The organism is Campylobacter lari subsp. concheus (assembly GCF_008245025.1).
In the GTDB taxonomy this organism is placed as follows: domain Bacteria; phylum Campylobacterota; class Campylobacteria; order Campylobacterales; family Campylobacteraceae; genus Campylobacter_D; species Campylobacter_D concheus.
In genome coordinates this window covers 537,154-560,369 of record NZ_CP043426.1, presented here as the reverse complement: position 1 = coordinate 560,369, position 23,216 = coordinate 537,154, and the positions used below count along the sequence as shown (strand labels likewise).

General features: G+C 29.1%; 25 protein-coding genes. 16 read left to right on the top strand and 9 right to left on the bottom strand.

The annotated features are described in order from the left end of the window. Position 1: 1 nt before the first annotated feature. From CLCT_RS02980 to folD, 5 genes are all read right to left on the bottom strand, one after another. Positions 2–766, bottom strand: a complete 765-nt coding sequence (locus CLCT_RS02980; protein ID WP_039668232.1) for a CorA family divalent cation transporter — start codon at positions 764–766, stop codon at positions 2–4. Then, entirely contained in the window at positions 760–1,881 is a 1,122-nt protein-coding gene (tgt, locus tag CLCT_RS02975) for a tRNA guanosine(34) transglycosylase Tgt (protein ID WP_039668231.1), read from the bottom strand. The genes CLCT_RS02980 and tgt overlap by 7 nt, the downstream gene beginning before the upstream one ends. 88 nt (positions 1,882–1,969) lie before the next feature. Next, positions 1,970–3,136, bottom strand: coding sequence for a pyridoxal phosphate-dependent aminotransferase (locus CLCT_RS02970; protein WP_149062207.1), 1,167 nt, complete (start codon positions 3,134–3,136; stop codon positions 1,970–1,972). A 163-nt stretch (positions 3,137–3,299) separates the two neighbouring features. Then, positions 3,300–4,148: a signal peptidase I gene (gene lepB, locus CLCT_RS02965; RefSeq protein WP_039668229.1), complete on the bottom strand. Its 849-nt coding sequence runs from the start codon at positions 4,146–4,148 to the stop codon at positions 3,300–3,302. Continuing rightward, positions 4,145–4,993 (bottom strand): bifunctional methylenetetrahydrofolate dehydrogenase/methenyltetrahydrofolate cyclohydrolase FolD, encoded by an 849-nt coding sequence (gene folD / locus CLCT_RS02960; RefSeq protein ID WP_149062206.1) that lies wholly within the window; start codon positions 4,991–4,993, stop codon positions 4,145–4,147. Before folD ends, lepB begins: the two co-directional genes overlap by 4 nt. Before the next feature lie 79 nt (positions 4,994–5,072). Between folD and CLCT_RS02955 the strand changes: the two genes are divergently transcribed. From CLCT_RS02955 to CLCT_RS02925, 7 genes are read left to right on the top strand one after another with little or no spacing between them, the layout of a single operon-like run. Continuing rightward, complete coding sequence (locus tag CLCT_RS02955; protein ID WP_039668227.1) at positions 5,073–5,417, top strand: c-type cytochrome; 345 nt, start codon at positions 5,073–5,075, stop codon at positions 5,415–5,417. Further along, positions 5,414–6,691 (top strand): glutamate-1-semialdehyde 2,1-aminomutase, encoded by a 1,278-nt coding sequence (gene hemL / locus CLCT_RS02950; protein WP_149062205.1) that lies wholly within the window; start codon positions 5,414–5,416, stop codon positions 6,689–6,691. The genes CLCT_RS02955 and hemL overlap by 4 nt, the downstream gene beginning before the upstream one ends. Next, positions 6,688–6,966 (top strand): AtpZ/AtpI family protein, encoded by a 279-nt coding sequence (locus tag CLCT_RS02945; protein WP_039668225.1) that lies wholly within the window; start codon positions 6,688–6,690, stop codon positions 6,964–6,966. Before hemL ends, CLCT_RS02945 begins: the two co-directional genes overlap by 4 nt. Continuing rightward, on the top strand, positions 6,950–7,435 hold the full coding sequence (locus tag CLCT_RS02940) for a hypothetical protein (RefSeq protein ID WP_149062204.1): 486 nt from the start codon (positions 6,950–6,952) through the stop codon (positions 7,433–7,435). Before CLCT_RS02945 ends, CLCT_RS02940 begins: the two co-directional genes overlap by 17 nt. Then, positions 7,429–8,625, top strand: a complete 1,197-nt coding sequence (locus tag CLCT_RS02935; protein WP_039668224.1) for an MFS transporter — start codon at positions 7,429–7,431, stop codon at positions 8,623–8,625. Before CLCT_RS02940 ends, CLCT_RS02935 begins: the two co-directional genes overlap by 7 nt. Then, positions 8,615–10,624: a flagellar hook-length control protein FliK gene (locus CLCT_RS02930; protein ID WP_149062203.1), complete on the top strand. Its 2,010-nt coding sequence runs from the start codon at positions 8,615–8,617 to the stop codon at positions 10,622–10,624. The genes CLCT_RS02935 and CLCT_RS02930 overlap by 11 nt, the downstream gene beginning before the upstream one ends. 2 nt (positions 10,625–10,626) lie before the next feature. Then, the gene (locus tag CLCT_RS02925; RefSeq protein ID WP_039668222.1) at positions 10,627–10,917 is read left to right on the top strand and encodes a FlhB-like flagellar biosynthesis protein; all 291 of its coding nucleotides are present in this window, start codon (positions 10,627–10,629) and stop codon (positions 10,915–10,917) included. On the opposite strand, the gene CLCT_RS02920 is transcribed toward CLCT_RS02925, so the two are convergent. Beyond that, the gene (locus CLCT_RS02920) at positions 10,892–11,701 is read right to left on the bottom strand and encodes a phosphatidylserine decarboxylase (RefSeq protein ID WP_039668221.1); all 810 of its coding nucleotides are present in this window, start codon (positions 11,699–11,701) and stop codon (positions 10,892–10,894) included. The two genes, CLCT_RS02925 and CLCT_RS02920, sit on opposite strands and share 26 nt — an antisense overlap. Continuing rightward, positions 11,702–12,832, bottom strand: coding sequence for a metallophosphoesterase (locus CLCT_RS02915; protein ID WP_039668220.1), 1,131 nt, complete (start codon positions 12,830–12,832; stop codon positions 11,702–11,704). A gap of 70 nt (positions 12,833–12,902) precedes the next feature. Between CLCT_RS02915 and CLCT_RS02910 the strand changes: the two genes are divergently transcribed. Genes CLCT_RS02910 through CLCT_RS02880 form a run of 7 tightly spaced genes read left to right on the top strand, consistent with a single transcriptional unit; the run spans position 12,903 to position 19,642 of the window. After that, on the top strand, positions 12,903–14,840 hold the full coding sequence (locus CLCT_RS02910; protein WP_149062202.1) for an ABC-F family ATP-binding cassette domain-containing protein: 1,938 nt from the start codon (positions 12,903–12,905) through the stop codon (positions 14,838–14,840). 53 nt (positions 14,841–14,893) lie between these two features. Next, positions 14,894–16,081 carry a M48 family metallopeptidase gene (locus CLCT_RS02905; protein WP_149062201.1) on the top strand — a complete coding sequence of 396 codons (1,188 nt, stop codon included), beginning with the start codon at positions 14,894–14,896 and terminating at the stop codon, positions 16,079–16,081. Then, positions 16,081–16,881, top strand: a complete 801-nt coding sequence (locus CLCT_RS02900; protein ID WP_170230444.1) for a HemK/PrmC family methyltransferase — start codon at positions 16,081–16,083, stop codon at positions 16,879–16,881. Before CLCT_RS02905 ends, CLCT_RS02900 begins: the two co-directional genes overlap by 1 nt. 30 nt (positions 16,882–16,911) lie before the next feature. Further along, positions 16,912–17,379 carry a DUF4149 domain-containing protein gene (locus CLCT_RS02895; RefSeq protein WP_149062199.1) on the top strand — a complete coding sequence of 156 codons (468 nt, stop codon included), beginning with the start codon at positions 16,912–16,914 and terminating at the stop codon, positions 17,377–17,379. Positions 17,380–17,412: 33 nt separating this feature from the next. Beyond that, on the top strand, positions 17,413–18,162 hold the full coding sequence (locus tag CLCT_RS02890; protein ID WP_149062198.1) for a flagellin: 750 nt from the start codon (positions 17,413–17,415) through the stop codon (positions 18,160–18,162). Positions 18,163–18,200: 38 nt separating this feature from the next. Continuing rightward, positions 18,201–19,076 (top strand): tRNA 5-methoxyuridine(34)/uridine 5-oxyacetic acid(34) synthase CmoB, encoded by an 876-nt coding sequence (gene cmoB / locus CLCT_RS02885; protein WP_149062197.1) that lies wholly within the window; start codon positions 18,201–18,203, stop codon positions 19,074–19,076. Between the two features lie 2 nt (positions 19,077–19,078). Continuing rightward, positions 19,079–19,642: a hypothetical protein gene (locus CLCT_RS02880; RefSeq protein ID WP_039668213.1), complete on the top strand. Its 564-nt coding sequence runs from the start codon at positions 19,079–19,081 to the stop codon at positions 19,640–19,642. Here the strand turns inward: CLCT_RS02880 and CLCT_RS02875 are convergent. Continuing rightward, the gene (locus tag CLCT_RS02875; protein WP_149062196.1) at positions 19,622–19,807 is read right to left on the bottom strand and encodes a hypothetical protein; all 186 of its coding nucleotides are present in this window, start codon (positions 19,805–19,807) and stop codon (positions 19,622–19,624) included. The two genes, CLCT_RS02880 and CLCT_RS02875, sit on opposite strands and share 21 nt — an antisense overlap. Positions 19,808–19,815: 8 nt before the next feature. Then, positions 19,816–20,340 carry a thermonuclease family protein gene (locus CLCT_RS02870; RefSeq protein WP_149062195.1) on the bottom strand — a complete coding sequence of 175 codons (525 nt, stop codon included), beginning with the start codon at positions 20,338–20,340 and terminating at the stop codon, positions 19,816–19,818. Positions 20,341–20,393: 53 nt separating this feature from the next. Between CLCT_RS02870 and CLCT_RS02865 the strand changes: the two genes are divergently transcribed. Together CLCT_RS02865 and CLCT_RS02860 are read left to right on the top strand one after the other, a co-directional pair. Beyond that, positions 20,394–21,662 (top strand): M20/M25/M40 family metallo-hydrolase, encoded by a 1,269-nt coding sequence (locus CLCT_RS02865; RefSeq protein ID WP_149062194.1) that lies wholly within the window; start codon positions 20,394–20,396, stop codon positions 21,660–21,662. A 132-nt stretch (positions 21,663–21,794) separates the two neighbouring features. Then, positions 21,795–23,189 carry an anaerobic C4-dicarboxylate transporter gene (locus tag CLCT_RS02860; RefSeq protein ID WP_039668209.1) on the top strand — a complete coding sequence of 465 codons (1,395 nt, stop codon included), beginning with the start codon at positions 21,795–21,797 and terminating at the stop codon, positions 23,187–23,189. Positions 23,190–23,216: the final 27 nt, after the last annotated feature.

Sequence of the window (23,216 nt, the reverse complement as noted above, 5' to 3'; positions counted from 1 at the left end):
CTCATTTCTTTTTCTTTTTTACAGAAAATTCATCTAAATCTAATTCTTTTTTATCTTTAAATTGATACCATAGAAATAAAATAAAAAATATAACTAAAATTGTAGTCAGAACATAGTAGGTTCCATATTCATTCTCAGATAGAAATAAATTTTTAGTATTCATACCAAAAAATCCAACAATTAAATTTAAAGGTAAAAAAATCGCAGAAATAATACTCAAAAAATAAATATTTTTATTGATTTTTTCACTTCTTGCAGTATTAATATAAGTATATATTCCTTCTAATCTCAAAATATTATCTTTTATGCTTCTTTCTAAAATTGCTAAATTCAAAATAATTGTTTTTAAATTTTTCTTTATAAAGTGTTGTTTGCTGTGACATATTTTACAAGCTTCAAGCACAGATGAAACAATCTTAGAACTTTTACCAAGCTTAACTTTTAATATAAAATATTTGGTTAAAAAATTCTTAACTTTTTTATTTTCCAAAATCAACTCTTCTCTTTTTTCTATAGAGAGATTAATAGTATTGTTTTTTTCTTTTTCGTTTTGTAAAATTTCTTTTAATATGGCTATAAATTCTGCATTAGAAAATAAAATCAAATTTTCATCTTTGTATTCAAAAATTTGATTATCTTTAAAAATAAAAATATTTCTAGAATTTTTAGCAATATCTAACATAAAAACATCAAATTCATCAAACTCATAATAAGCATTTGATATATTAATATTATTAATAATTTGTTTTAAAGTGTCATTTAACATATTCTTTGCCTATAAAATTCTTTTCTAAAATTTTCAAATTCATCTTTGATAATAGCTTCACGCATTTGCTTTACCAAATTTAGATAGTAATGTAAATTATGAATACTTGCAAGTCTAAAAAAGGTTAATTCTTTAGCTTTAAATAAATGATTTAAATAAGCCCTTGAAAAGTTTTTACATGTATAGCAAGAACATTTATTATCTATAGGGGCATGATCGGTGATAAATTCTGCTTTTTTGATATTAAATTTTCCAAAGCTAGTAAACAAAGTTCCATTTCTTGCATTTCTTGTTGGCATTACACAATCAAACATATCAACACCTCTTGCTACATTTTCTACCAAATCTTCAGGTGTGCCAACTCCCATTAAATACCTAGGACGATTACTATCAACATAAGGCATCATAGCTTCAACCGTATCATACATAGCCTCATTTTCTTCTCCTACGCTCAATCCACCTATAGCAAGTCCATCAAAATCCATCTCACAAAGTGCTTGAGAACAAATTTTTCTAGCTTCAAAATCAGTCCCACCTTGGATAATACCAAAGATATTTTGCCCTATTCCCACACCTTGACTTTGTTTTAACTTATGATAATCAATAGCCTCTTTTGCCCATTTTATAGTGCGTTTTAGAGAAAGCTCTATTCTTTCTTTGCTTGCAGGCAAAGCCACTAAATCATCTAAAATCATCATAATGTCTGAGTTAAAATCATACTGTGCATCTAAAACACTTTGCGGGGTAAAATAATGCAAACTTCCGTCAATATGACTTTTAAATTGAATTCCTTTTTCATCAGGTTTAGAATTTTTACTTAAAGAAAAAGCTTGAAAACCCCCACTATCTGTTAAAAATGAGCCTTCAAATTTACTAAAACCATGCAAGCCGCCCATTTGTTTAATTACCTTAGAACCTGGTCTTAAATACAAATGATAAGTATTTGCTAAAATAATTTTTGCATTTAAAATTTCACTCATATCAACAGCATCTAAACTTTTAATCGCAGCTAAAGTCCCAACTGGCATAAAAATGGGAGTTAAAATTTCACTATGTGTAGTTTTTATACGACAAGCTCTAGCATTTGCACTTTTATATTGAACTTCAAATTCCATTGATTTTCCTATATTTTTTGCACAATCATACCAAAGACTTGCTTATAAGTTTTTTGAAAGCAAGCCTGTTTTTAACAGGCTTAAGAAATTAGTAGTTTTTTACAAATTCAACGATTTTTTCACAACCTTCAATAATATCTTTTTCATTAGTTGCATAAGAGAGTCTAAAATACCCTTCCATGCCAAAACCAATACCTGGTACCAAAGCTACTTTTTGTTCTTCTAATAATCTTTTACAAAATCTCATAGAATCACTATCAACTTCTTTACAAGAGATAAATAAATAAAAAGCTCCTTGTGGAATTTGTTCTAATTTTAACTTATCGCTTTTAGATAAAATTTCACACGCTAATTCTCTACGCTTTAAAAAGGCTTGTCTCATCATTTCAATATCGCTATCTGCTTTTCCAAGTAAAGCTGGTAAAGCTGCATACTGAATGATTGAGCAGATATTTGAAGTGCTTTGCCCTTGCAACTTTTTAACAGCATTGTTAAACCCACTCATTTTGCTTGCCATATAACCAAAACGCCATCCTGGCATAGCACCGCATTTACTAAGACCATTAATACTTACAGTTCTATTTAAAGCATCTTCGCCCACTTGTGCAAAAGCACAAAATTCTCCATCATAAACTAATTTTTCATAAATCTCATCACTTAAAACTACGATTTTAGTTCCTTCTAAAACCTTAGCTAAAGCAGTAATTTCTTCTTTAGAATATATTGCTCCTGTAGGATTTGATGGGGAATTAAACATCAAAACCTTTGTTTTTGGAGTAATAGCTTGTTTTAATTGCTCAGGAGTAATTTTAAAGCCATTTTTTGCCTCACCTTCTATAAATACAGGAGTTGCGCCTGCAAATTTTACCATTTCAGGATAACTCACCCAATAAGGACTTGGTATAATAACCTCATCACCTTCTTCAACTAAACACTCAATCGCCATAAACAAAGAATGCTTAGCACCAACATTAGTAATGATTTCACTTGCTTTATACTCTAAATTATTATCATTTTTAAATTTATATTGTATAGCTTCTATAACTTCTTTTATACCAACAACAGGTGTATAAGCCCCACAACCTTTTTCAATAGCTTCAATTGCTGCTTTTTTAATGATTTCTGGAGTATCAAAATCAGGCTCACCTGCTGAAAAACTAATAACTTTTTCACCATTTGCTTTTAAAGTTTTGGCTATATCAGTCATTACTAAAGTTAAGGATTCTCCTAAATTTTGAGATCTTTGACTTAGCATTTCTTATCCTTTATTTTTTGCTTTGATTTTTATTTGTGTTAATTGTTACAACTTGGAGCTTAAAAAAATCTACGAATAAAATTAAGAGTGTATATTTTTATAAATTTGTGTAGAAACTATACATTTTCTACACATAAAAATTTTACATTGTTTCTTTGAGTAATTATTCCAAAGCTTCTATATCGCTTTCATTATGATGGATAAAACGCTCATCTTTTTCTATAGTTTCAACTAAACGCCCTACTCTTTCCCATCTAACTTTTTTATTTTCATCCCATGAAAAATAAATAAACCAAGGTTGACCAACTATATATTTATAATCTACACTTCCCCAAAATCTACTATCACTAGAGTGATCACGGTTATCACCCATCATAAAATACTCATTTTCAGGCACCTTATAATAATAAGCATTAAAACCATAAATATTATTAACACCTAATTCATCAAAAGAAGCAGGCTTCATAGCAAATTGACCTAAATTTAAATAGCGAAAAAACACACTTTCTATATCCACTCTAGAATCATAATGTATTCCTTTTTCTACAAAAGGTTCTTTTACAAAAAGCTTTCCACCTATGATTTTTGTTTTATTAGGATAATAATCTTTCATATACTCATCACCCTCAACCATACGCACATATAAGGTTTTATTTGCAAAAATTACCTCATCTCCACCTTTAGCCACACATCTTTTTACATAGTGGATTTTTGGCTCATGTGGATATCTAAATACTACAATATCTCCTCTTTTAGGACCCTCAGCACTTACTAAATGTCCATTTTTATTAAAATCAGGTAAAACAGGTACTTCTATCCAAGGAATATGTGGAGTTGGAATACCATAGGAGAATTTTTTTACAAATAAAAAATCCCCTACTAATAAAGTATTTTTCATAGAACCACTTGGTATGGTAAAAGCTTGTATAAAGAAAAATATAATCAATAAAACAACTATTAAAGTTCCTGTCCAAGATTGCGTGAATTTATAGATTTTTTTCAAAAAATTCATTTTTTAATCCTATTTTTAGCTGATTTTATAGTATTTTCTAAAAGCATTGCTATAGTCATAGGTCCTACCCCACCTGGCACAGGAGTAATATAACTAGCTTTTTTACTTACATTTTCAAAATCAACATCACCTACTATTTTACCATCAACTCTATTGATCCCTACATCAACTACTATCACACCCTCTTTAACCATATCTTCTTTTAAAAGATTTGGACAACCTGCTGCTACGATGATAATATCAGCATTTTTTGTATAAGCTTTTAAATCTTTTGTATAAATATGACAAATACTCACACTAGCATTAGCATTTAATAAAAGCGTAGCCATAGGACGACCTACTATATTAGAAGCTCCTATTACAACCACATCAGCACCTTGTAATTTTATATCATAATGCTCTAAAATTTTCATAACACCCAAAGGCGTACATGGCAAAAAACCACCTTTTAAATTTAAATTTAAATTCCCAACATTAAAAGGATGAAAACCATCTACATCTTTATTAAAATTAATACTTTCTAGAATGATATCTTTATTAATATGTGCTGGTAATGGAAGCTGAACCAAAATTCCATCAACACTATCATCATGATTTAAGGTATTAATCAAAGCCAAAAGTTCATTTTGAGTTGTATTTATATCAAGTCTATAAACCAAAGATTTAATCCCGCATTGCTCACAAGCCTTTGCTTTAGAGCCCACATAAGTAGCACTAGCAGGATCTTCACCTACTAAAATCACAGCCAAACAAGGCTCTATGCTTTGGGTTTTAAGTTCTAATACTTCTTGTTTTAGATTATTTTTTATCTCATCGCTTAGCTTTTTACCATCTAAAAGTGTCATTTCTTTCCTTAAATTTATAGCTTTCTTTAACTTAAAAAATTGTATCATAATAAAACTTCTTTTTTGTTAAAGGTGATAAATGAAAATTATTTTATTTTTGTTTTTTATAGTTTATGGTGTTTGGGCTGAAGATTTTATCTCACCTAAAGAATACCAAGAATCCCTTTACAAAAATCCAAGAGGTATAAGTTGTGCTAAATGCCATGGTGATGGAGGACAACAAATACTAGGATATTATACTAAAAATGGAGAAAAAATTCCTTTTATAGTGCCAAGTATTAAAAACACTCCTTATACACGTTTTAGAGAAATTCTAAGTCAACCACAAGAAGCAAAAAGCATTATGCCAACCTACTCATTAACAGAAGATGAGATGAAATCGCTTTATGATTATATTACTAACAACAAAAGGAGTAAAAAATGAAAAATAATAAAAAAGCCTTTGAAGAAGCTTGTGAATATATAGCAGGCGGGGTTGATTCTCCTGTACGTGCTTTTGCAAATGTAGGTAGCAATCCTTTATTTATCAAGCAAGGAAAAGGTGCTTATATTAGTGATATAGAAGATAATACTTATATAGATTATGTACAAAGTTGGGGGCCTTTACTTTTTGGACATTGTGATGAGGATATTGAAAAAGCTTGTAAAAAAGCATTAGAACATGGTTCAAGCTTTGGCGCACCAACCCTAGCTGAAACTAAATTAGCTAAATTTATCCTAAAAGATTGGCCGCATTTGGACAAAATACGCTTTGTAAGCAGTGGTACAGAAGCTACTATGAGTGCAATTCGTCTTGCAAGAGGATTTAGCAAAAAAGATAAAATCATCAAATTTGAAGGATGTTATCATGGGCATTCTGATTCTTTATTAGTAAGCGCTGGAAGTGGTGCAGCTACTTTTAATACCCCAAGTTCACTAGGAGTTTTAACTGATGTAGCTAAAAACACTTTAGTGGCTATTTATAATGACATTGATAGTGTTAAAAACTTAATCAATAATGATGATAATATAGCTTGTATTATTATAGAGCCAATTGCAGGAAATATGGGTTTAGTACCTGCTAAAATAGAATTTTTACAAGAGCTAAGAAAACTATGTGATGAGCATCAAATTCTTTTAATTTTTGATGAAGTTATGAGTGGCTTTAGAGCTTCATATCTAGGCTCTTTTGGAATTAATAATATAAAAGCTGATATAGTAACTTTTGGTAAGGTTATAGGCGGAGGTATGCCTGCAGCTGCTTTTGCTGCAAGAGCTGAGATTATGGATTTATTAAGTCCTTTGGGCGGGGTATATCAAGCAGGAACACTAAGTGGCAATCCTCTTGCTATGGCTTCAGGCTATGCGAGCTTAAAAAAAGCAAGGAATTATGAAGGTTTATATGAAAAATTAGAAAAACTAGGCAAAAGACTTACTCAAGGCCTTAAAGAAGCTGCAAATGATTGTAAAATTCCTTTGCAAGTTAATTGTGTTGGATCTATGTTTGGATTTTTCTTTTGCGAAAACCCTGTTAATAACTATCAAGATGCTTTAAAATCAGATACTAAATTATTTGCTAAATTTCATGCACAAATGCTAAGCAAAGGCGTGTATTTGGCACCATCTCAATTTGAAACAGGTTTTATATGTGAATGTATGGATAAAAAAATCATTGATAAAACCATACAAGCAGCACAAGAAAGTTTTAAAACCCTATGAATAAAAGACAAACAATCATTCGTAAAGGTATAGAAGCTGCAGATGGATTAAGCCTTGGCATATCCATGGTTGTAGCTGTTTTAATCGGGGTTGGCATAGGCTATTTTTTAAAAAATTTAACTGGTATAGCTTGGCTTTTTTGGGTAGGAGTGTTTATAGGAGTAGCTGCGGCGATTTTAAATGTTTATAAAGCTTACAAAGCACAAGTAAAAAGCTATGAGGAATTTAAAGAAGAAAATCGCTATAAAGACTTAAAAAATGATCCTAAAGCCTAAAATTTTACTAAAACTCTTGCTAGGATTAAATTTACTTTTCTTAGCAGGAGTTTTTTTCTATAAAGAATTAAGCTTTAAAACCTTTATAAGCTTTGAATTTGGCTTTTTAGCTCAAAATTTAATCATTCTAATCTCTTTTTTAAATTATAAAAATTTTATTTTTAAAGCAGCTAAAAATTATGATTTTACACAAAGGCCTTTGCAAATTTTTGCTAAACAACAATATTCTTTGCCAAAAATTATAAAATTTATCCATATAGATGACGATTTAAAACCAAAATTTAAAAGTATTTTTAAAAACGCATTAGCTTTTTTTTCTTTGTTTAAAATTTTTGCTTATGTGTTTTTAATAGCAGGATTTTTATTTTTAGAGTTTCAAGGCTTAATGAGTATTTTTGCCTTGTTTTGTGCAATGTTTGTCACACCCATAGCGGTATTAATATATAATTTTTTAATAAGAAAATGTTAAGCTCAAAGAGAACGATTAGATCATTAACTGCATTGTTTTTTGGTATGATTTTTGTTTTTATAGGAAGTGCTTTAACGGTAAATTCTATAGCAATTATTTTAAAACATAACGATGTTAGTAATTTTTATATAGGGATAATAGGAAGTTGTTATTTTCTTGGTGCTATGGTAAGCACTATTAGTGCTCATAGGATAGTCTCTAAAGTAGGACATATAAGATCTTTTGGAATTTTTGCCATCATTTTTGGTATAGCTACTATGCTTCATAGTTTAAACTCTAATCTATATTTTTGGATGGTTTTGAGATTTTTGCTTGGTTTTTGCTATTATGCACTTTTAATGGTCATAGAATCATGGCTTAATGAAAAAGCAAAAAATGCTATTCGCTCAAGAGTAATAGCCTTTTATGAAGTAGTATTTTATTCATCATCAGGCTTTGGAATTTTACTTATGTCATTTGATTTCCCAAGTAGTACAGTATTTATTTTAAGCGCTAGTTTTATTATGTTTGCTTCTATTCCTTTATTTTTAATCCGTATTAAAGAGCCGGTTTTACCACAAAAAACTAAAATTTCCATCCCTAAAGTTTTTGATATAGTGCCTTTAGCTTTAGTGACAAGCTTTATAGCAGGTATGCTTTTAAATGGATTTTTCTCCATGGCTTCTTTATTTATACTCATACAAGGATTTGGCGCAAAAGAAGCTTCGATTTTTATATTTTGCACCATGTTAGGAGGGTTTATATCTCAACTTTTCATCGGAACCCTTTCTGATAAAATTAGTCGTAAATTTGCTATTATTTTATGTGCTTTTACGGCTTTAAGTGCTATGCTTTGTATTTTATTATTAAGCTATAATATTTATTTAAAATACTTTTTTGGCTTTTTACTAGGTATGGGAATGTGTTGTTTATATGCTCTTTCTTTAGCTAGAGCAAATGACATGCTTGAAGATTCTAGCAAAAGAGTTGAACTTGGTAGAGCCGTTCTTTTTACTTATTCTTTTGGTGCTTTGTTTGCACCTGCTGTGCTTGGAACTTTGATGTATTATTTTGAAGGCAATGGTTTTATGTATTTTTACATTGTTTTATTAACTGTTTTAATTGCCTTTGCTATAGATAAACCAAAATTTAAAAATCTAACCAAATTTAAAAGAAAACCAGGTAATATGGTAATGCTAGATGATAACTAATATTTCTAATAATCAAAATCAATTTGCAAAAAACGAAACAAGCAAAGACAACAAAAGTGAGAAATCAGACAAAAAAACCTCACTCAATGATGCTTTAAAAAATCCTTTGTTTTCTAAAAATGATCCTGAAGTCAAATTACCTAAAGATTATGTAAGCAAAATCGATCAAAAATTACAAGAATTATTAAATAAACTCTTAGATCAAATCAAAACCAACAAAGATCCTGATTTAGCAGTATTAAAAAATCACAAAGATTTAAATTTTGCACCTAATTTTGCCAATGAAGTTAAAAAACTTCAAGCTGAGCTTTCTAAAAATCCTGAATTTGAAAAACTACTTAAAGTTTTAGAAGATCTAGTCAAACCTGCTAAAGATATCAACAATAAAAATCTTTCATCCTTGGTAAAAAATTCAGGTGTATTTTTAGAAGCAAAACTCAATCATTCTTTAAAAGAGCAAAATTTACCACAAAGCTTTTTTAGTCTTTTAAATACCATAAAAGGGGCTACTAGTGAAAATCTAAAACGTGATATAAGTAATTTAGATCTTAAAAATCTTGATACCACAAGCACCTTAAAAGAACTTATTCATATCTTACAAAATCACAAAAAAGATAATAAAATTTCTTTAGAAAATACAAACTACAAGACACTTTTTAAACTATTTGATAAAATAGAAAATTTTAAAAACTATATCAATAAAAATCCAAACTCCATTAGCCAAGAAAAGCTACAAAATATTGCTAATAATTTCATTAAAAATCTTAATAAAAATTTAGCACTTATCAATAAAGAACTAGCCAAACCTGAAAATATAAAAATTCAAAATACGCATATACTAAAAGAAATTAGTCAAAGTATTAAAGATCTTATAACACTTTTAAAAGATATAAAAAATCACAAAAACAAAACTGAAACAACACAAGAAAATTTAAATAAAACTCCACATACTAAAGACATCAAAGAAGAGTTAAAAGAGGAAATAAAAACTCCGCAAAAAAACACAGAGGATAAAAAAGAAACTCAACAAAAACAAGAAAGCATGACAAAGGATAAAGATATTCAAAACACAAAAGAAGAAAAAACACCACAAAGTAAAGATATCAAAGAAAACCCCAAAGAAGATCCTAAAACACTACAAAAAAATGCTGAAGAACCAAGCAAAAATGATAGTAAAAGTCAAAATTTACAAGCAAATAATACTAAATTAGAAGATATATTTAAAAGCACTTCAGGCAAAATTTTACTAGAAGATATTTTCAAACAAAATGTAAGTAAAAACCTTAATTTTAGTCAAAATTTACAAGAAGAGCTTTTAAATAATCTAAACAAAGAACTAGGCCTAATAGGAAGAAAACTCAATGAGGTTTTAAAAGCTTTAGATCCTAAAAATTATGAAGCAAAAAATTCTTTAGATGATATAAAAAATATAGAAAAAAAATTAGAACTTTCTATAAAAGATCTTGGAAAAATTACTCCAAAAGATACCGCAGAAATTTCTTCAGAATTGCAAAAAGATATCAAATCCACTCTTTTACAAGTTTCTAATCTGGCTAAAAATTTAGACAATGAAAGCATACTAAATCAAGCAAATCGTCTTATAGCTCAGCTTGAGTTTAATCAACTTTTATCTTTAGCTAATAATAGCATTCATACTTTTTTACCTTTCTTTTGGGATGATTTAGAAAAATCTAATGTAGTTTTTAAACGCGGTAAAAAAGATAAATTTTATGCACAAATTAATCTTGAATTTGAAAAATTAGGAAAAATCAATGTATTTTTATCTCTAAGCAATGATAAATACATTGATATAAATATGATGATAGAAAATGCTAATTTTAGAAAAAAACTTTACGAAAGAGCACATGAGCTAAAAAAAGCCTTAGTTAAAGTAGGACTTCTAAGCTCTAATTTTTTCATCAGCGATATAGTTAAAAGCAAATTTCACAATCAAGAAGAATACAATGACTTTAATATGGGTTTTGATACAAGGGCTTAAAAATGGCTAAAAAAATAAAAAAAGCCGTTGCACTAGGCTATAACAAAGAAGATCAAAATGCACCAAAAATTCTAGCTAATGCTAAAGGTGAAAACGCTGCTAAAATCATCTCTTTAGCTAAAGAAAATGGCATACCCATAAAAGAAGACAAAGACTTAGTAGAAGTACTTAGTAAACTCGACTTAGGCGATGAAATCCCACCTAATATGTATAAAGCAGTGGCTGAAATTTTTGCCTTTTTATATAAAGTTGCCAATGAAGATGAGATTAAACAAAATCCGCAATCTTCTTAGAAAATTCAACTTGTTCATAGGCATTTTTACTAAATTTTAAAAATCCTTTTTGGGCGATTAAAACTATAGTCGAACCTAGCTCAAAATTTCCAAGCCTTTGGCCTTTTTTTACAAAAAGATCTTCATAAGTATGAGTAAAATCAAAATTTGCAGCATTAGTTTGTATGCTAGTATCAAAATTAAAGTGCATTTTACCTACATTTAGCGCACCCACAAATACCATCCAAAGTATAAATTTTCCTTCCACTAAGCACTTTAAAACTACTCTTTCATTTTTAGTATAAAGGTTTATAATCTTAGCTAATTTTGCCTCACTCACACTAAATAAAGCCCCACTCATATATGTAGCACTTAAAATTTGCATATTACAAGGTGCATGATAATGATGATAATCTTTTGGAGATAAATAAATATTTACATAATCTATGCCATTTTCTAATTCTTCTTTACTAGCTGAATTTTTCAAAAGCTCTTCTATGCTATAACTTGAACCTTTAATGCTAAAGGCTAAATTTTCTTTTAAATCATTTTGAAAACTACTTCCAAGTTCTAAAATTTTACCATCACTTGGACTTACAAAGCCATCTTCTAATTCTCGCTCATTTAACAAAGTTCTTGTAAATAAAGCATTTAAGCTCTCATATTCTTCTAAAGGCTTAAATTCACTCATATTGATATTAAAAGCATTTACATAAGCTTTATTAATATTTTTTTGTATGATTTTTGGAAATTTATATTTTGCTACGATTCCAAACATTTTTGAAGCGCTATTGCTAAATCCCACTCATTCTCCTTTTAATCTAATCAAAGCTATCTCACTAGGAGCTAAAAATCTCACAGCAGGCCCCCAAAATCCAGCTCCACTACTTACATAAAGCAAGCTATCTTTGCTTAATTTATAAAGTCCATACACAAAGCCTTGCTCTAAATATACTAGCAAAGAAAAAGGGAAAATTTGTCCTGCATGTGTATGTCCTGATAGAATTAAATCAAACCCGCTCACATCATAAGTTTTTACATATTTTGGCTGATGTGTGATTAAAATATTAACCTTTTCTTGATTGATTTGAGTTTTGATTTTTTCTATATTGCTTTCTTTAAATCCCAAACGCTTAGCAGCCAAATCCAAAGTCCCACTTAAAGTAAAATCACCAAAATCAATACTTTCATCTTCTAAAACTTTGAAATTTTTAAGCGTTTTAAGCTTTTTACTTATTGCATTTATATCATTATAATACTCATGATTTCCATATACAAAATAAGTACCATATTTTGATTTAAAATTTTCTAATAAATTAATATAAGTCATACTAGCTATATCTGCATCGATTAAATCCCCAGCTATGATGATTATATCAGCATTTAAAGCATTAACCTCATCAATTAAGGTTTTTAAAAAATCTTCACCTAAATTTTTCCCTAAATGCACATCAGAAAGCAAAGCTATGTTTAAATCTTCTTTTAAATTTTTAATTTTAATATCTACCTCATTAACCTTAGGCGCGCTGATAGCATTTACAAAGCCTTTAAACACCATACTAACGCTAAGTATAATAAGCCAAGAATCAAAAATTAATTTTAAAAACTTTCTTCTTTGAAGGCTAAAAATTTGCTCTTTTTTATTTTCGTTAAAGAAAATCCATGAGCCAATTTCAAAAACCACTCCAAAAAACAAGAAAAAGCAGGTAATAGTAGGAAAAATCGCTAAAATATAATAAAGCTTTTCATGCAAAAAATCCCCGCGCATATTTACAAAAAAGATTAATTCACATGCAAAAACTATTAAAACAAGAGCTAATACAAACTTCTCATAAGGTTTTAAAAAATCAACCCTACTTAAAAATCTTTTATAAATATACCAATTCGCCAAAGCAAAAAATAAAACTAATAAAGTAAAAAAAACAAACACTCTCATAGTGTAATTTTATTTAAGCAAAATTAATACTTTTTAAAGTAAAATCGCAAAAAACATTTGGGAAAGAAATTTGGCTTTAATAGATTTAATCGATGCAAATAAGAAATTTAATACAAAAATAGTTTTAGAAAATGCAAATTTTAGTGCAAATTTAGGAGAAAAAATCGCCATTATAGGCAAAAATGGCGAAGGAAAATCAAGCTTTTTAAAAGCTCTTATAGGAAGTTTAAAACTAGATAGTGGTAGAGTAATCAAACAAAATAATGCTAGCATAGGCATGCTAAGCCAACAAGTAAGCTTTGAAAGCAGCTTAAGTGTGAGCGAAGCCATCAAAAAAGAACTTGAAGAAATTTACCAAGCCTTAAAAGAATTTGAAAACTATAATGAAAAACTAGCTTTTGATCCAGAAAATAAAGAATATTTAAAAAAAGTAGACGAATTAAGTTTATTTATAGATTCAAAAGACGCATGGAATTTAGACCAAAAAATACAAAGAATACTAGAAGAGTTTAAACTATTAGAGTATAAAGACAGAGCACTTTGCTCTTTAAGCGGAGGAGAAATAAGACGCGTAGGACTTTGCACGCTTTTGCTGAAAAATCCTGATATATTATTGCTTGATGAGCCAACTAATCATCTAGATGTATATATGAGTAGCTTTTTAGAAGAAAGATTAAAAGTTTCTAAAATGTGTGTTATTTTCATCTCTCATGATAGGTATTTTATCGATGCAATAGCACAAAAATGCGTAGAAATAGAAGCAGGAAAATTAAGCATTTTTGAGGGTGGATATACGCAATATCTAGAAAAAAAAGCAGCTATTTTAGCTTCCTTAGCTAAAAGCCATGAAACCTTACTCAAGCAACTAAAAAGTGAAGAAGAATGGCTAAGAAGAGGAGTTAAAGCTAGACTTAAACGCAACGAAGGACGCAAAGAGCGCATTTTAAAAATGCGCGAAGAGGCTAAGAAAAATCCAGGAGCTATCAAACGCTTACAACTTGAAATCAAAAGAGCGAGCAAAAATTTCAATCAAACTCAAAGTCAAAATCGTAAAAAAATGCTTTTTGAACTCAAAAATATCTCAAAATCTATCGCCAACAAGACACTTTTTAAAGACTTTAATGCGCGAATTTTACAAGGTGAACGCATAGCCATAGTAGGTAAAAATGGCTGTGGTAAATCTACTTTTTTAAAAATTTTACTTGATCAAATTCCGCTTGATAGCGGGGAAATTAAAAGAGGTGAAGTTAAAATAGGCTATTTTGATCAAAGTAGAAGCTTACTCAATACTGATAAAAAACTTTTAGAAATTTTTTGCCCAAATGGCGGTGATCACATTCAAGTGCGTGGTAAAAATATGCATGTTTATGGATATTTAAAACAATTTTTATTTCCAAAAGAATTTTTAGAACAAAGTGTGAGTGTGTTAAGCGGGGGTGAGAAAAATAGAGTTGCATTAGCTTTGCTTTTTACTAAAGAATATGATGTATTAGTCTTAGATGAACCAACAAATGATTTAGATATAGCTACAATAAATATCTTAGAAGAATATTTACTTTCTTTTGAAGGTGCGATTTTGCTTGTATCACATGATAGATATTTTGTTGATAAAATAGCAACTAAACTTTATGCTTTTGAAGATAATGCAAATATTAATATAGAAGTTCTTTCTTACAGCGAATATTTAGAAAATGAAAAAGAATACAAAGACTTTGAAGAATTTTCCAAAAGTTTAGAAACAAACACCACAACAAGTGTAAAAACAAAAGAAAAATCAAGTAAAAAACTAAGCTATAAAGAAAATGAAATTTTAAACTCATATCCTGATAAAATTCATAAATTAGAAGAAGAAATCAAAGAAATTAAAAATGCTCTAAGCAATCCTGCAATCTATCAAGAACTAGGTATAAATACCCTTTATGAAAAACTAAATTCCTTAGAAAATGAACTTAGTATTTTAGAAGAAGCTTATTTTGAGGTTTTAGAAAAAAGTGAAAGTACTGATTAACTTTATATATTTTAAATAAGATAAAATTACTCAAATTTATTTAAGGAAAAATTATGACTTTAATATCTATTTTATGTATTTATACAGCTTTTTTGGTTTTTATATCTTATATGCAAATTTCTTTTTTAAAAAAAGAAAGAGAAAAACAAGCAATTATTTTAAATGAGCATGATTATAAAAATACTGCAAATATCGCTATAGAAAATGAAAAATACAAAATCTTTTCAAATCTTTATAATCTAATAATTAATATTTCTTGGATTAGCTTTGGCTTTTTATATTTAAAAGAAAATTTTATAAAAGAAAATTCTACTTTGGAAAATACTTTATTTTTACTTGCATTTTTATTGATTATTAGTATTTTAAATTTACCACTTAGTTATTATGAAAGCTTTGTAAAAGATAAAAAACACGGCTTTTCAAATATGACTTTAGCACTTTTTGTTAAAGATAGTATCAAATCTTTAGTCCTAATGCTTATTTTTGGCTTTTTAATCATCTATGTTTTAGTATTTTGCTTTGAATTTTTTAGCACATACTGGTGGATCGTAGCTTTTGCTTTAAGCTTTATAATCATACTTATTATAAATCTTATATATCCTACACTTATTGCACCCATGTTTAATAAAATGAAAAAACTCGAAGATGAAAATTTATTAGAAAAAATCACCAATTTAATGCAAAAATGTGGCTTTAGTGCAAATGGTGTTTATGTTATTGATGCAAGCAAAAGGGATAAAAGATTAAATGCTTATTTTGGTGGTTTATTTAAAAGTAAAAGAGTAGTGCTTTTTGACACGCTTTTAAATGCTTTAAAAGAAAAAGAGCTCATCGCTGTTTTAGGTCATGAGTTAGGACATTTTGTGCATAAAGATTTACTAAAAATGCTATTTTCTAGTGCTTTGATGCTTTTTGCTTTATTTTTTATCTTTGCTCATTTGCCAAGCTTTTTTTATATTGAAAGTCACTTAGATGGAGTAAATGCTGGAGTTTTTGCGCTTTTATTGATTTTTGGAAATATTTTTACTTTTATTATCTCTCCACTACTTAATAAAATGAGTCAAAAAAATGAATTTAACGCTGACTTACATGGAGCAAAACTAAGCTCTAAAGAAGATATGAAAAATGCTCTCATAGCTTTAGCAAAAGAGAATAAAGCCTTTGTTAAAACAAGTAAAATTTACACTTTCTTTCATCTAAGCCATCCTTGTATTTATGATAGAATCAAAGCTTTGCAATGATTTCAATCAAACAGGCTTTAAAGCAAGCTTACACAAAAGATCCTACTCACAAAGAATATATACTTTTTATTCTTTGTGAGCTTTTGCAAAAAGATAGGGCTTGGATTTTTTTAAATCCTGAATTTCAAATCGATGAAAAAGTTTTTTTAGAATATGTAGATAGGTTTTTAAATGGCGAGCCTTTTGAATATTTATTTCAAAAAACGCAGTTTTATGGTTTGGATTTTTTTATTGAAAAAGGTGTTTTAATACCACGTTTTGATAGTGAAATATTACTTGAAAGATGCTTAGAAATTTTAGATTATAACTCTTTTAAAAATATACTTGAGATCGGCTTTGGAAGTGGAATTTTAAGCATTTGCCTAGCAAAGTTAAAGCAAATTTTTATACAAGCTTGCGATATTAATCCAAAAGCATTGGAACTTGCTAAAAAAAATGCAGATTTTCATAATGTTTCAAATTTGATTGATTTTCAACTTTGTGATTTTAAAAATATGCAAGGAAATTTTGACTTTATTTTTTCCAATCCACCTTATATTAAAAATGACTATCCTTTAGATAAATGGGTGCAAAATGAACCGCATAATGCTTTATTTGGCGGGGATAAAGGTTGGGAAATTTTATATGAAATTATCCTTTTTGCCAAAAATCATAACACAAAAGTCTTAGCATGTGAGTTTGGTTATGATCAAAAAGTAATTTTAAATAAAATTTTAGAAGAAAACGATTTTAAAGCTACTTTTTATCAAGATTATAATGGATTTGATAGAGCCTTTGTTGCATGGAATTTAAAAAATTAGACTATAATTATCTTTTTATAGGAGAAAATAATGAAATCAATATATTTATTTTTACTAGCAAGTTTAATTGGGATTGAAATTAGCATAGGTGTATTTTTAGCTCCGACTATATTTTATCCTGCTAAATTCATAGGCGAAGGAGTTTTAACTCATTTTCAAAGCGGACTTTTAATGACACACATTTTTGTACAATTTGGTTATGTTTTGCTAGGTGTGGGTGTTTTATCTATTTTAATGGAAATTTTCTCATTTAAGGATAAAAATTTAACTTTTAAAATAAATTTTTCAAAATTCATGCTTTCTTTAATCATTTTGGCACTAAGTTTGCTTTTTGTATTTTACTTCACTGCTTATGTTTTAGAAGTACAAAGTTTAGGAGAAGAAGCAACTAAGACTCAAGAATTTATAAAAATTCATGGTGCGAGTGAAGTTGTGATGAAAATTATCATGTTATCACAAGTAATTTTATTTTTTTTAAATTTTAAAACAAAAAAATGATATAATAAAACAAGTCTTTAAAAGGAGTCAAAGATGAAAATAGGCGATATAGGAACAACTCAACAAAACCATTACTTAAATCAAGCGCAAAAAAGCCAAGAAAAAGCTTTAGAAAATATAGCCGCAATGCGTGCTATAGATGGGAGCGATGGAGCAAATTTAGCCATAGCTGACTCTTTAAGAAGTCAGTATAGCACCATAGATCAAGGTATTTTAAATGCTTATGATTCAGTAGGTGTTTTACAAATTGCTGATTCAACATTAAATAACATCTCAGCTACTGCAGATAGACTTAACGAACTTTCAGTACGCTCAAATAATGCTGCATTAAATGATAGACAAAAAAGCATGTTAAATACTGAAGCAAATAAACTTATAAGTTCAATCAATGATGCATTTTCAAATGCGACTTTTAATGGAAAAAATGTATTCCAAAGTATGGATTTTGTTGTTGGATCTGGGGTTGAAAGCATTAATTTAAATCAACCAAGCACAGCAAACTTAAGCCTTGAAAACCAAAATGGAATTCGCGATTTCCAAGATCAAGTAGGTTCTTTACGCGCAGATATTGGTGCTGGGATCAATGCTATCCATTCTAACATCAACTCATCTTTACAAACTAGCATTAACACTAAAGAAGCTGAAAGTAAATTACAAAATAATGACTTAGCACAAAATATCAATGATTTTAATACAAATTACCTAAAAGAAAATGCGTTTTTGTTTGCAAATGCTCACTCAAATGTAATGCTACAAACTAAATTAGCAAGCCTACTTCAATAATAAAAACTCCCAAATAAGGGAGTTTTTTAAGGAAAAATATGCACAATAATGCTTTATTAAAGCAAGTTTTAAAACATCCTTTATATGAAAAAATTCAAAAACTTAGCACAAAAATTCAAAACTCAAATTATCTTATAAACGAAAGTTTTGATATTTTTTGCGATAAAAGCTTAGATAATAAGATTAAAGACATTGCCTTAGAATTAAAACCTTGGCGTAAAGGACCTTTTAAAATCAATAATTTGTTCATAGATACAGAGTGGCAAAGTTTTATTAAATTTAATATATTAAAGCCTTATATGCAAGAAATCAAAGGTAAAGTGGTTGCGGATATTGGCTGTAATAATGGTTACTATATGTTTAAAATGCTTGAATTTAATCCTTCAAAACTCATAGGTTTTGATCCTTCTATTAAGTATTATTTGCAATTTTTACTTTTAAACTCTATTGCAAAAACTCCTATACAATATGAGCTTTTGGGTGTGGCTGATGTACCAAATTATGGCGTAAAATTTGATGTGATTTTTTGTCTTGGTGTAATTTATCATCGTAGTGATCCTATAGCCATGCTAAAACAACTCAAGCAATCTTTAAATAAAGACGGCATAGTCTTTTTAGATACTATGTATATAGAAGATGAAAGAGAAATTGCACTTATTCCTCAAAAAACTTATTCAAAAATACCAAATATTTTTTTCATTCCGTCGATATTGGGTTTAAGAAATTGGTGTTATAGAGCTGGATTTAGTGAATTTGAAGTTATAGCAACTAAGCAAACTGATTTTGAAGAACAAAGAAAAACACAATGGATTGATTCTTATTCTTTAGATCAATTTTTAGATAAAAATGACTCAAATTTAACTTGTGAAGGCTATGAAGCACCAAAAAGAGTTTATGTTAAATTAAAGGTGTAAAAATGGCAAGAACAGTAAGTGCTGTTACTATAGAAGAGCTAATAGACCCTGAAGAATTAAATCGTATTAAATCAGAACTTATCACTTGTCCAGGGATAAATAATGCTTTAGCAGGAAGCATTTCGCATATAGAAAAAAATTTTGCTAAAGGTATCCTAATCACAACCCATGATATGGCAGTAGATGAATTAGGATTAGTGCATAGTGGTTTTGTATTTAACGCAGCAAATTATATAGCTCAAGCTGCAATTAATAAAGAATTTAGCGTCTTAATAGGCTCAAGAAGTTTTTTTTATGCGCCTTTAAAAGTTGGAGATATTCTAAATCTTGAAGCAAGCGCCCTATTTAGCGATGACTCAAGAAAAAGAGAGGTTAAAGTAGTTGGCTTTGTAAATGAGATAAAAATTTTTGATGCATCTTTTCAAGTAATTACCACAGATGATCATATATTTAAATTAAAGCAAAGTCAAAGCACAAGCTCCAGCAGTCAAAACCAACAAGAAACCTCTAAGCAAGATGCCACTCCAGAAGAATTAAATGCTGTTTTAAAAGGAATCGGGAGTTAAAGGCAAATCCACCCAATTCTTTGGGCATTCTTTATGGTAAGTCCCGCTTGCATCGTAATATTCTTTGCAATCATCATAAAAGCGGTTTGAAATTCCTCTTTCATTTACAAAGCAACCACTAAAAAATAATGCTAAAAACCCAATAAAAAATATTTTTTTAAACATCTCTTTTCCTATTTTAATCTTATTTGTTTACGCCATTTGTAAGGTTCTATAGGATTTTCATCTACCCATAAGCCTTTTTTATTTTCTTTGGCATAATTTTGCTCATTTACATATAAATCACTATAATGCTCATAAGCCCAAGCAAAACCATTTTTAACCATAACTTGATTGATATCTTTATCATTTAAATACATAATAGCTAAAATTCTACCATATTTATCCTCGTCTTTTACATTCAAAACCACTTCTTTGTTTAACACAATTGCATTTAAAAATTGTGTAGCCATTTTTCCATAAGCTTGATCACTTTCAGGCGCATCTATACCAAAAAGTCTAATTTTAAGTTCTTCATCTTCAAATTTAGCCTCAATAGTGTCTCCATCTATCACACGACTTACTTTAGCATTGATATGTGAGCCACCATCATAGTTTAAAATACAAGCAAAAGCAAATAAAAAAAGTACAATTAAAAATTTCTTTGGATCTTTTAGTAAAGTTATTAATAATTTAATTTGCTTTTTAGAAAATTTCATTTAAACCTCATCTATATAAAAATATGCCATAATTACAACAAAAAGGAGATTTTATGCAAGAAATTATACAAAATTTTAAACAAATTACTCAAATACCTCATTGTAGTTTTAAAACCGAAGAATTAAAAAATTTTCTTATTGATTTTGCTAAAAGTCAAAACTGCCAAGTAAACGTTGATAAAGCAGGTAATATCCATGCATATAAAGGAAAACCTAAAATTTGTTTACAAAGTCATTATGATATGGTCTGCATGGGAGAGGCTCCAAATATACAAATGTATAAAGAAAATGGATATTTAAAAGCTAAAAACTCAAGTTTGGGTGCAGATAATGGCATAGGGGTGTCATTAATGATGCAAGCTTTAAAAGACTTTGAAAATATAGAATGTCTTTTTACCAATGATGAGGAAGTTGGCCTTTGTGGAGCAAACAATCTTACACATATTTTAATTTCAAACAAACTGTTAAATTTAGACCATGAGAGTGATGATGAAGTTGTTATAGGTTGTGCTGGTGGTGTGGATATTTTTGCTAGTTTAAATTTAGAAATAGGCGAAAAAGAAGGTAAATGCTATGAAATAGAAGCAATTAATTTTAAAGGTGGGCATTCAGGGATTGATATTGTTAAAAATATTAAATCTTCTATTAAAGAAGTAAGTTGTTTTATCACTCAAAACCAAGGTGAACTTTGCGAGTTTAACGCGGGCGAGAGAATCAACTCTATACCAAAACATGCTAAAGTCATAGCATTTTTTAAAAATCCTCCAAAAGAAAATAGTCATTTTAAGGTAAATTATATAGGTAAAATCAAAAGAACATATTATAAAAATTCTCAAATCATTTTAAATCTTATCAATGCTTTTGCACAAGGTGTTAGAACCTTTAATCATCAATTGAATTTAGTCCAAACAAGCATCAATCTTTCGTTAGCTTATGAAAAAGAAGGTAAATTTCATTTTGAACTTTTTGCAAGATCAAATGATTTGCAAGAACTTAAAAATATAGAATTTGAAACCTTAACTTATTTTAAAATGCAAAATTGTGAAGTTTCAAGTGCAAATTTTTATCCGCCTTGGGCCAATAAAGATACTAATTTTGGGGAAGAAATTCTAAGTTATTTAAAAAAGGAAAATCCAAACGCCAAGCTTTATACTATACACGCTGGTTTAGAATGTGGTATTATAAGTGAAAAGCAACCGCTAGAATGTTGTTCCATAGGCCCAAATATCCATAGCCCTCACTCAACAGATGAAAAATGCGAAATAGCTTCTATTGAAAAAATCAGTAAAATTCTTTTTGCTATCTTAAAAAATTACCAATAAACAGAAAAAACCAATATTTTGACAAACAAATTCAAAATATTGGTAAATATTTATTTAAATAATAAAAAATTTTATTTACTATTAATAAAACTTACACTATACTCTCGCATATTTTAAAAACAAGGAGAGAGTATGGAAATACTAACTAGCCTTAGCGAAGGCACTCAATTTAGTATCCAACTAGCCGTAGTTCTCATTTGTCTTTTTTATGGGGCAAAAAAAGGCGGTATCGCTCTAGGTTTATTAGGCGGTATAGGTTTATTAGTTTTAAGTTTTGGTTTTGCTGTAGCGCCTGGAAAACCTTCTATTGATGTTATGCTTACTATCTTAGCTGTTGTTGTTGCTAGTGCAACTTTACAAGCTAGTGGTGGTTTGGATGTAATGTTGCAAATTGCAGAAAGAGTTTTAAGAAAAAATCCTAAATTTTTAACTATCTTAGCTCCTTTTGTAACTTGCTTTTTAACTATACTTTGTGGAACCGGACATGTTGTTTATACTATGATGCCTATTATTTATGACATTGCTATTAAAAACGGCATACGCCCAGAAAGACCAATGGCTGCTTCTAGCATTTCTTCTCAACTTGGTATTATAGCAAGCCCTGTTTCAGTTGCTGTTGTAAGTTTAACTGCATTGCTTTTAAATCCAGAAATCAACAAACATCCTTTAGCGGGATTTGATGGCTATGTAGATTTACTTGCTATTACTATACCTTCTACTTTAGTGGGTGTTTTAGCTATAGGAATTTTTTCTTGGTTTAGAGGAAAAGATCTTGACAAAGATGAAGAATTTCAAGCTAGAATTAAAGATCCAGAGCAAAGAGAATACATCTATGGCGATAGCAAAACACTTCTTGGCCAACAACTTCCAACTATTCAATGGGTAGCTATGTGGATTTTCTTAGGTGCTATTGCAATAGTAGCTATACTTGGAGCCTTCCCAGAACTTAGACCACAATTTACCTCAAAAGGTGTTACTAAACCTATGAATATGGTTGCAACCATTCAAATGTTTATGCTTTTAGCAGGTGCAGCACTCATCATCTTTACCAAGCTTGATGCAAGCAAAATTGCAAAAAATGAAATTTTTAAATCAGGTATGATAGCTTTAGTAGCTGTTTTTGGAATTTCTTGGATGGCAGATACTATGTTTGCAGTTCACACTCCTATGATGAAAGAATCTTTAGGAAATATTGTTATAGAACACCCTTGGACTTATGCAGTTATGCTTTTATTAATTTCTAAATTTGTTAATTCTCAAGCAGCAGCAATTGCAGCTTTTGTGCCACTTGCATTAGGAATTGGCGTTGAGCCAGGCATTATCATTGCTTTTGCAGCAGCTTGTTATGGATATTATATTTTACCAACCTACCCAAGCGATCTTGCAACTATACAATTTGATAGATCAGGCACTACAAAAATAGGTAAATTTGTTATCAACCACAGCTTTATCTTACCAGGTTTAATTGGTGTAATTGTTTCTTGTATAGTAGGTTATTTCTTAGCTTTAGGCGCAGGATATTTATAAAATTAAAGGGCTTATTTTATAAAGCCC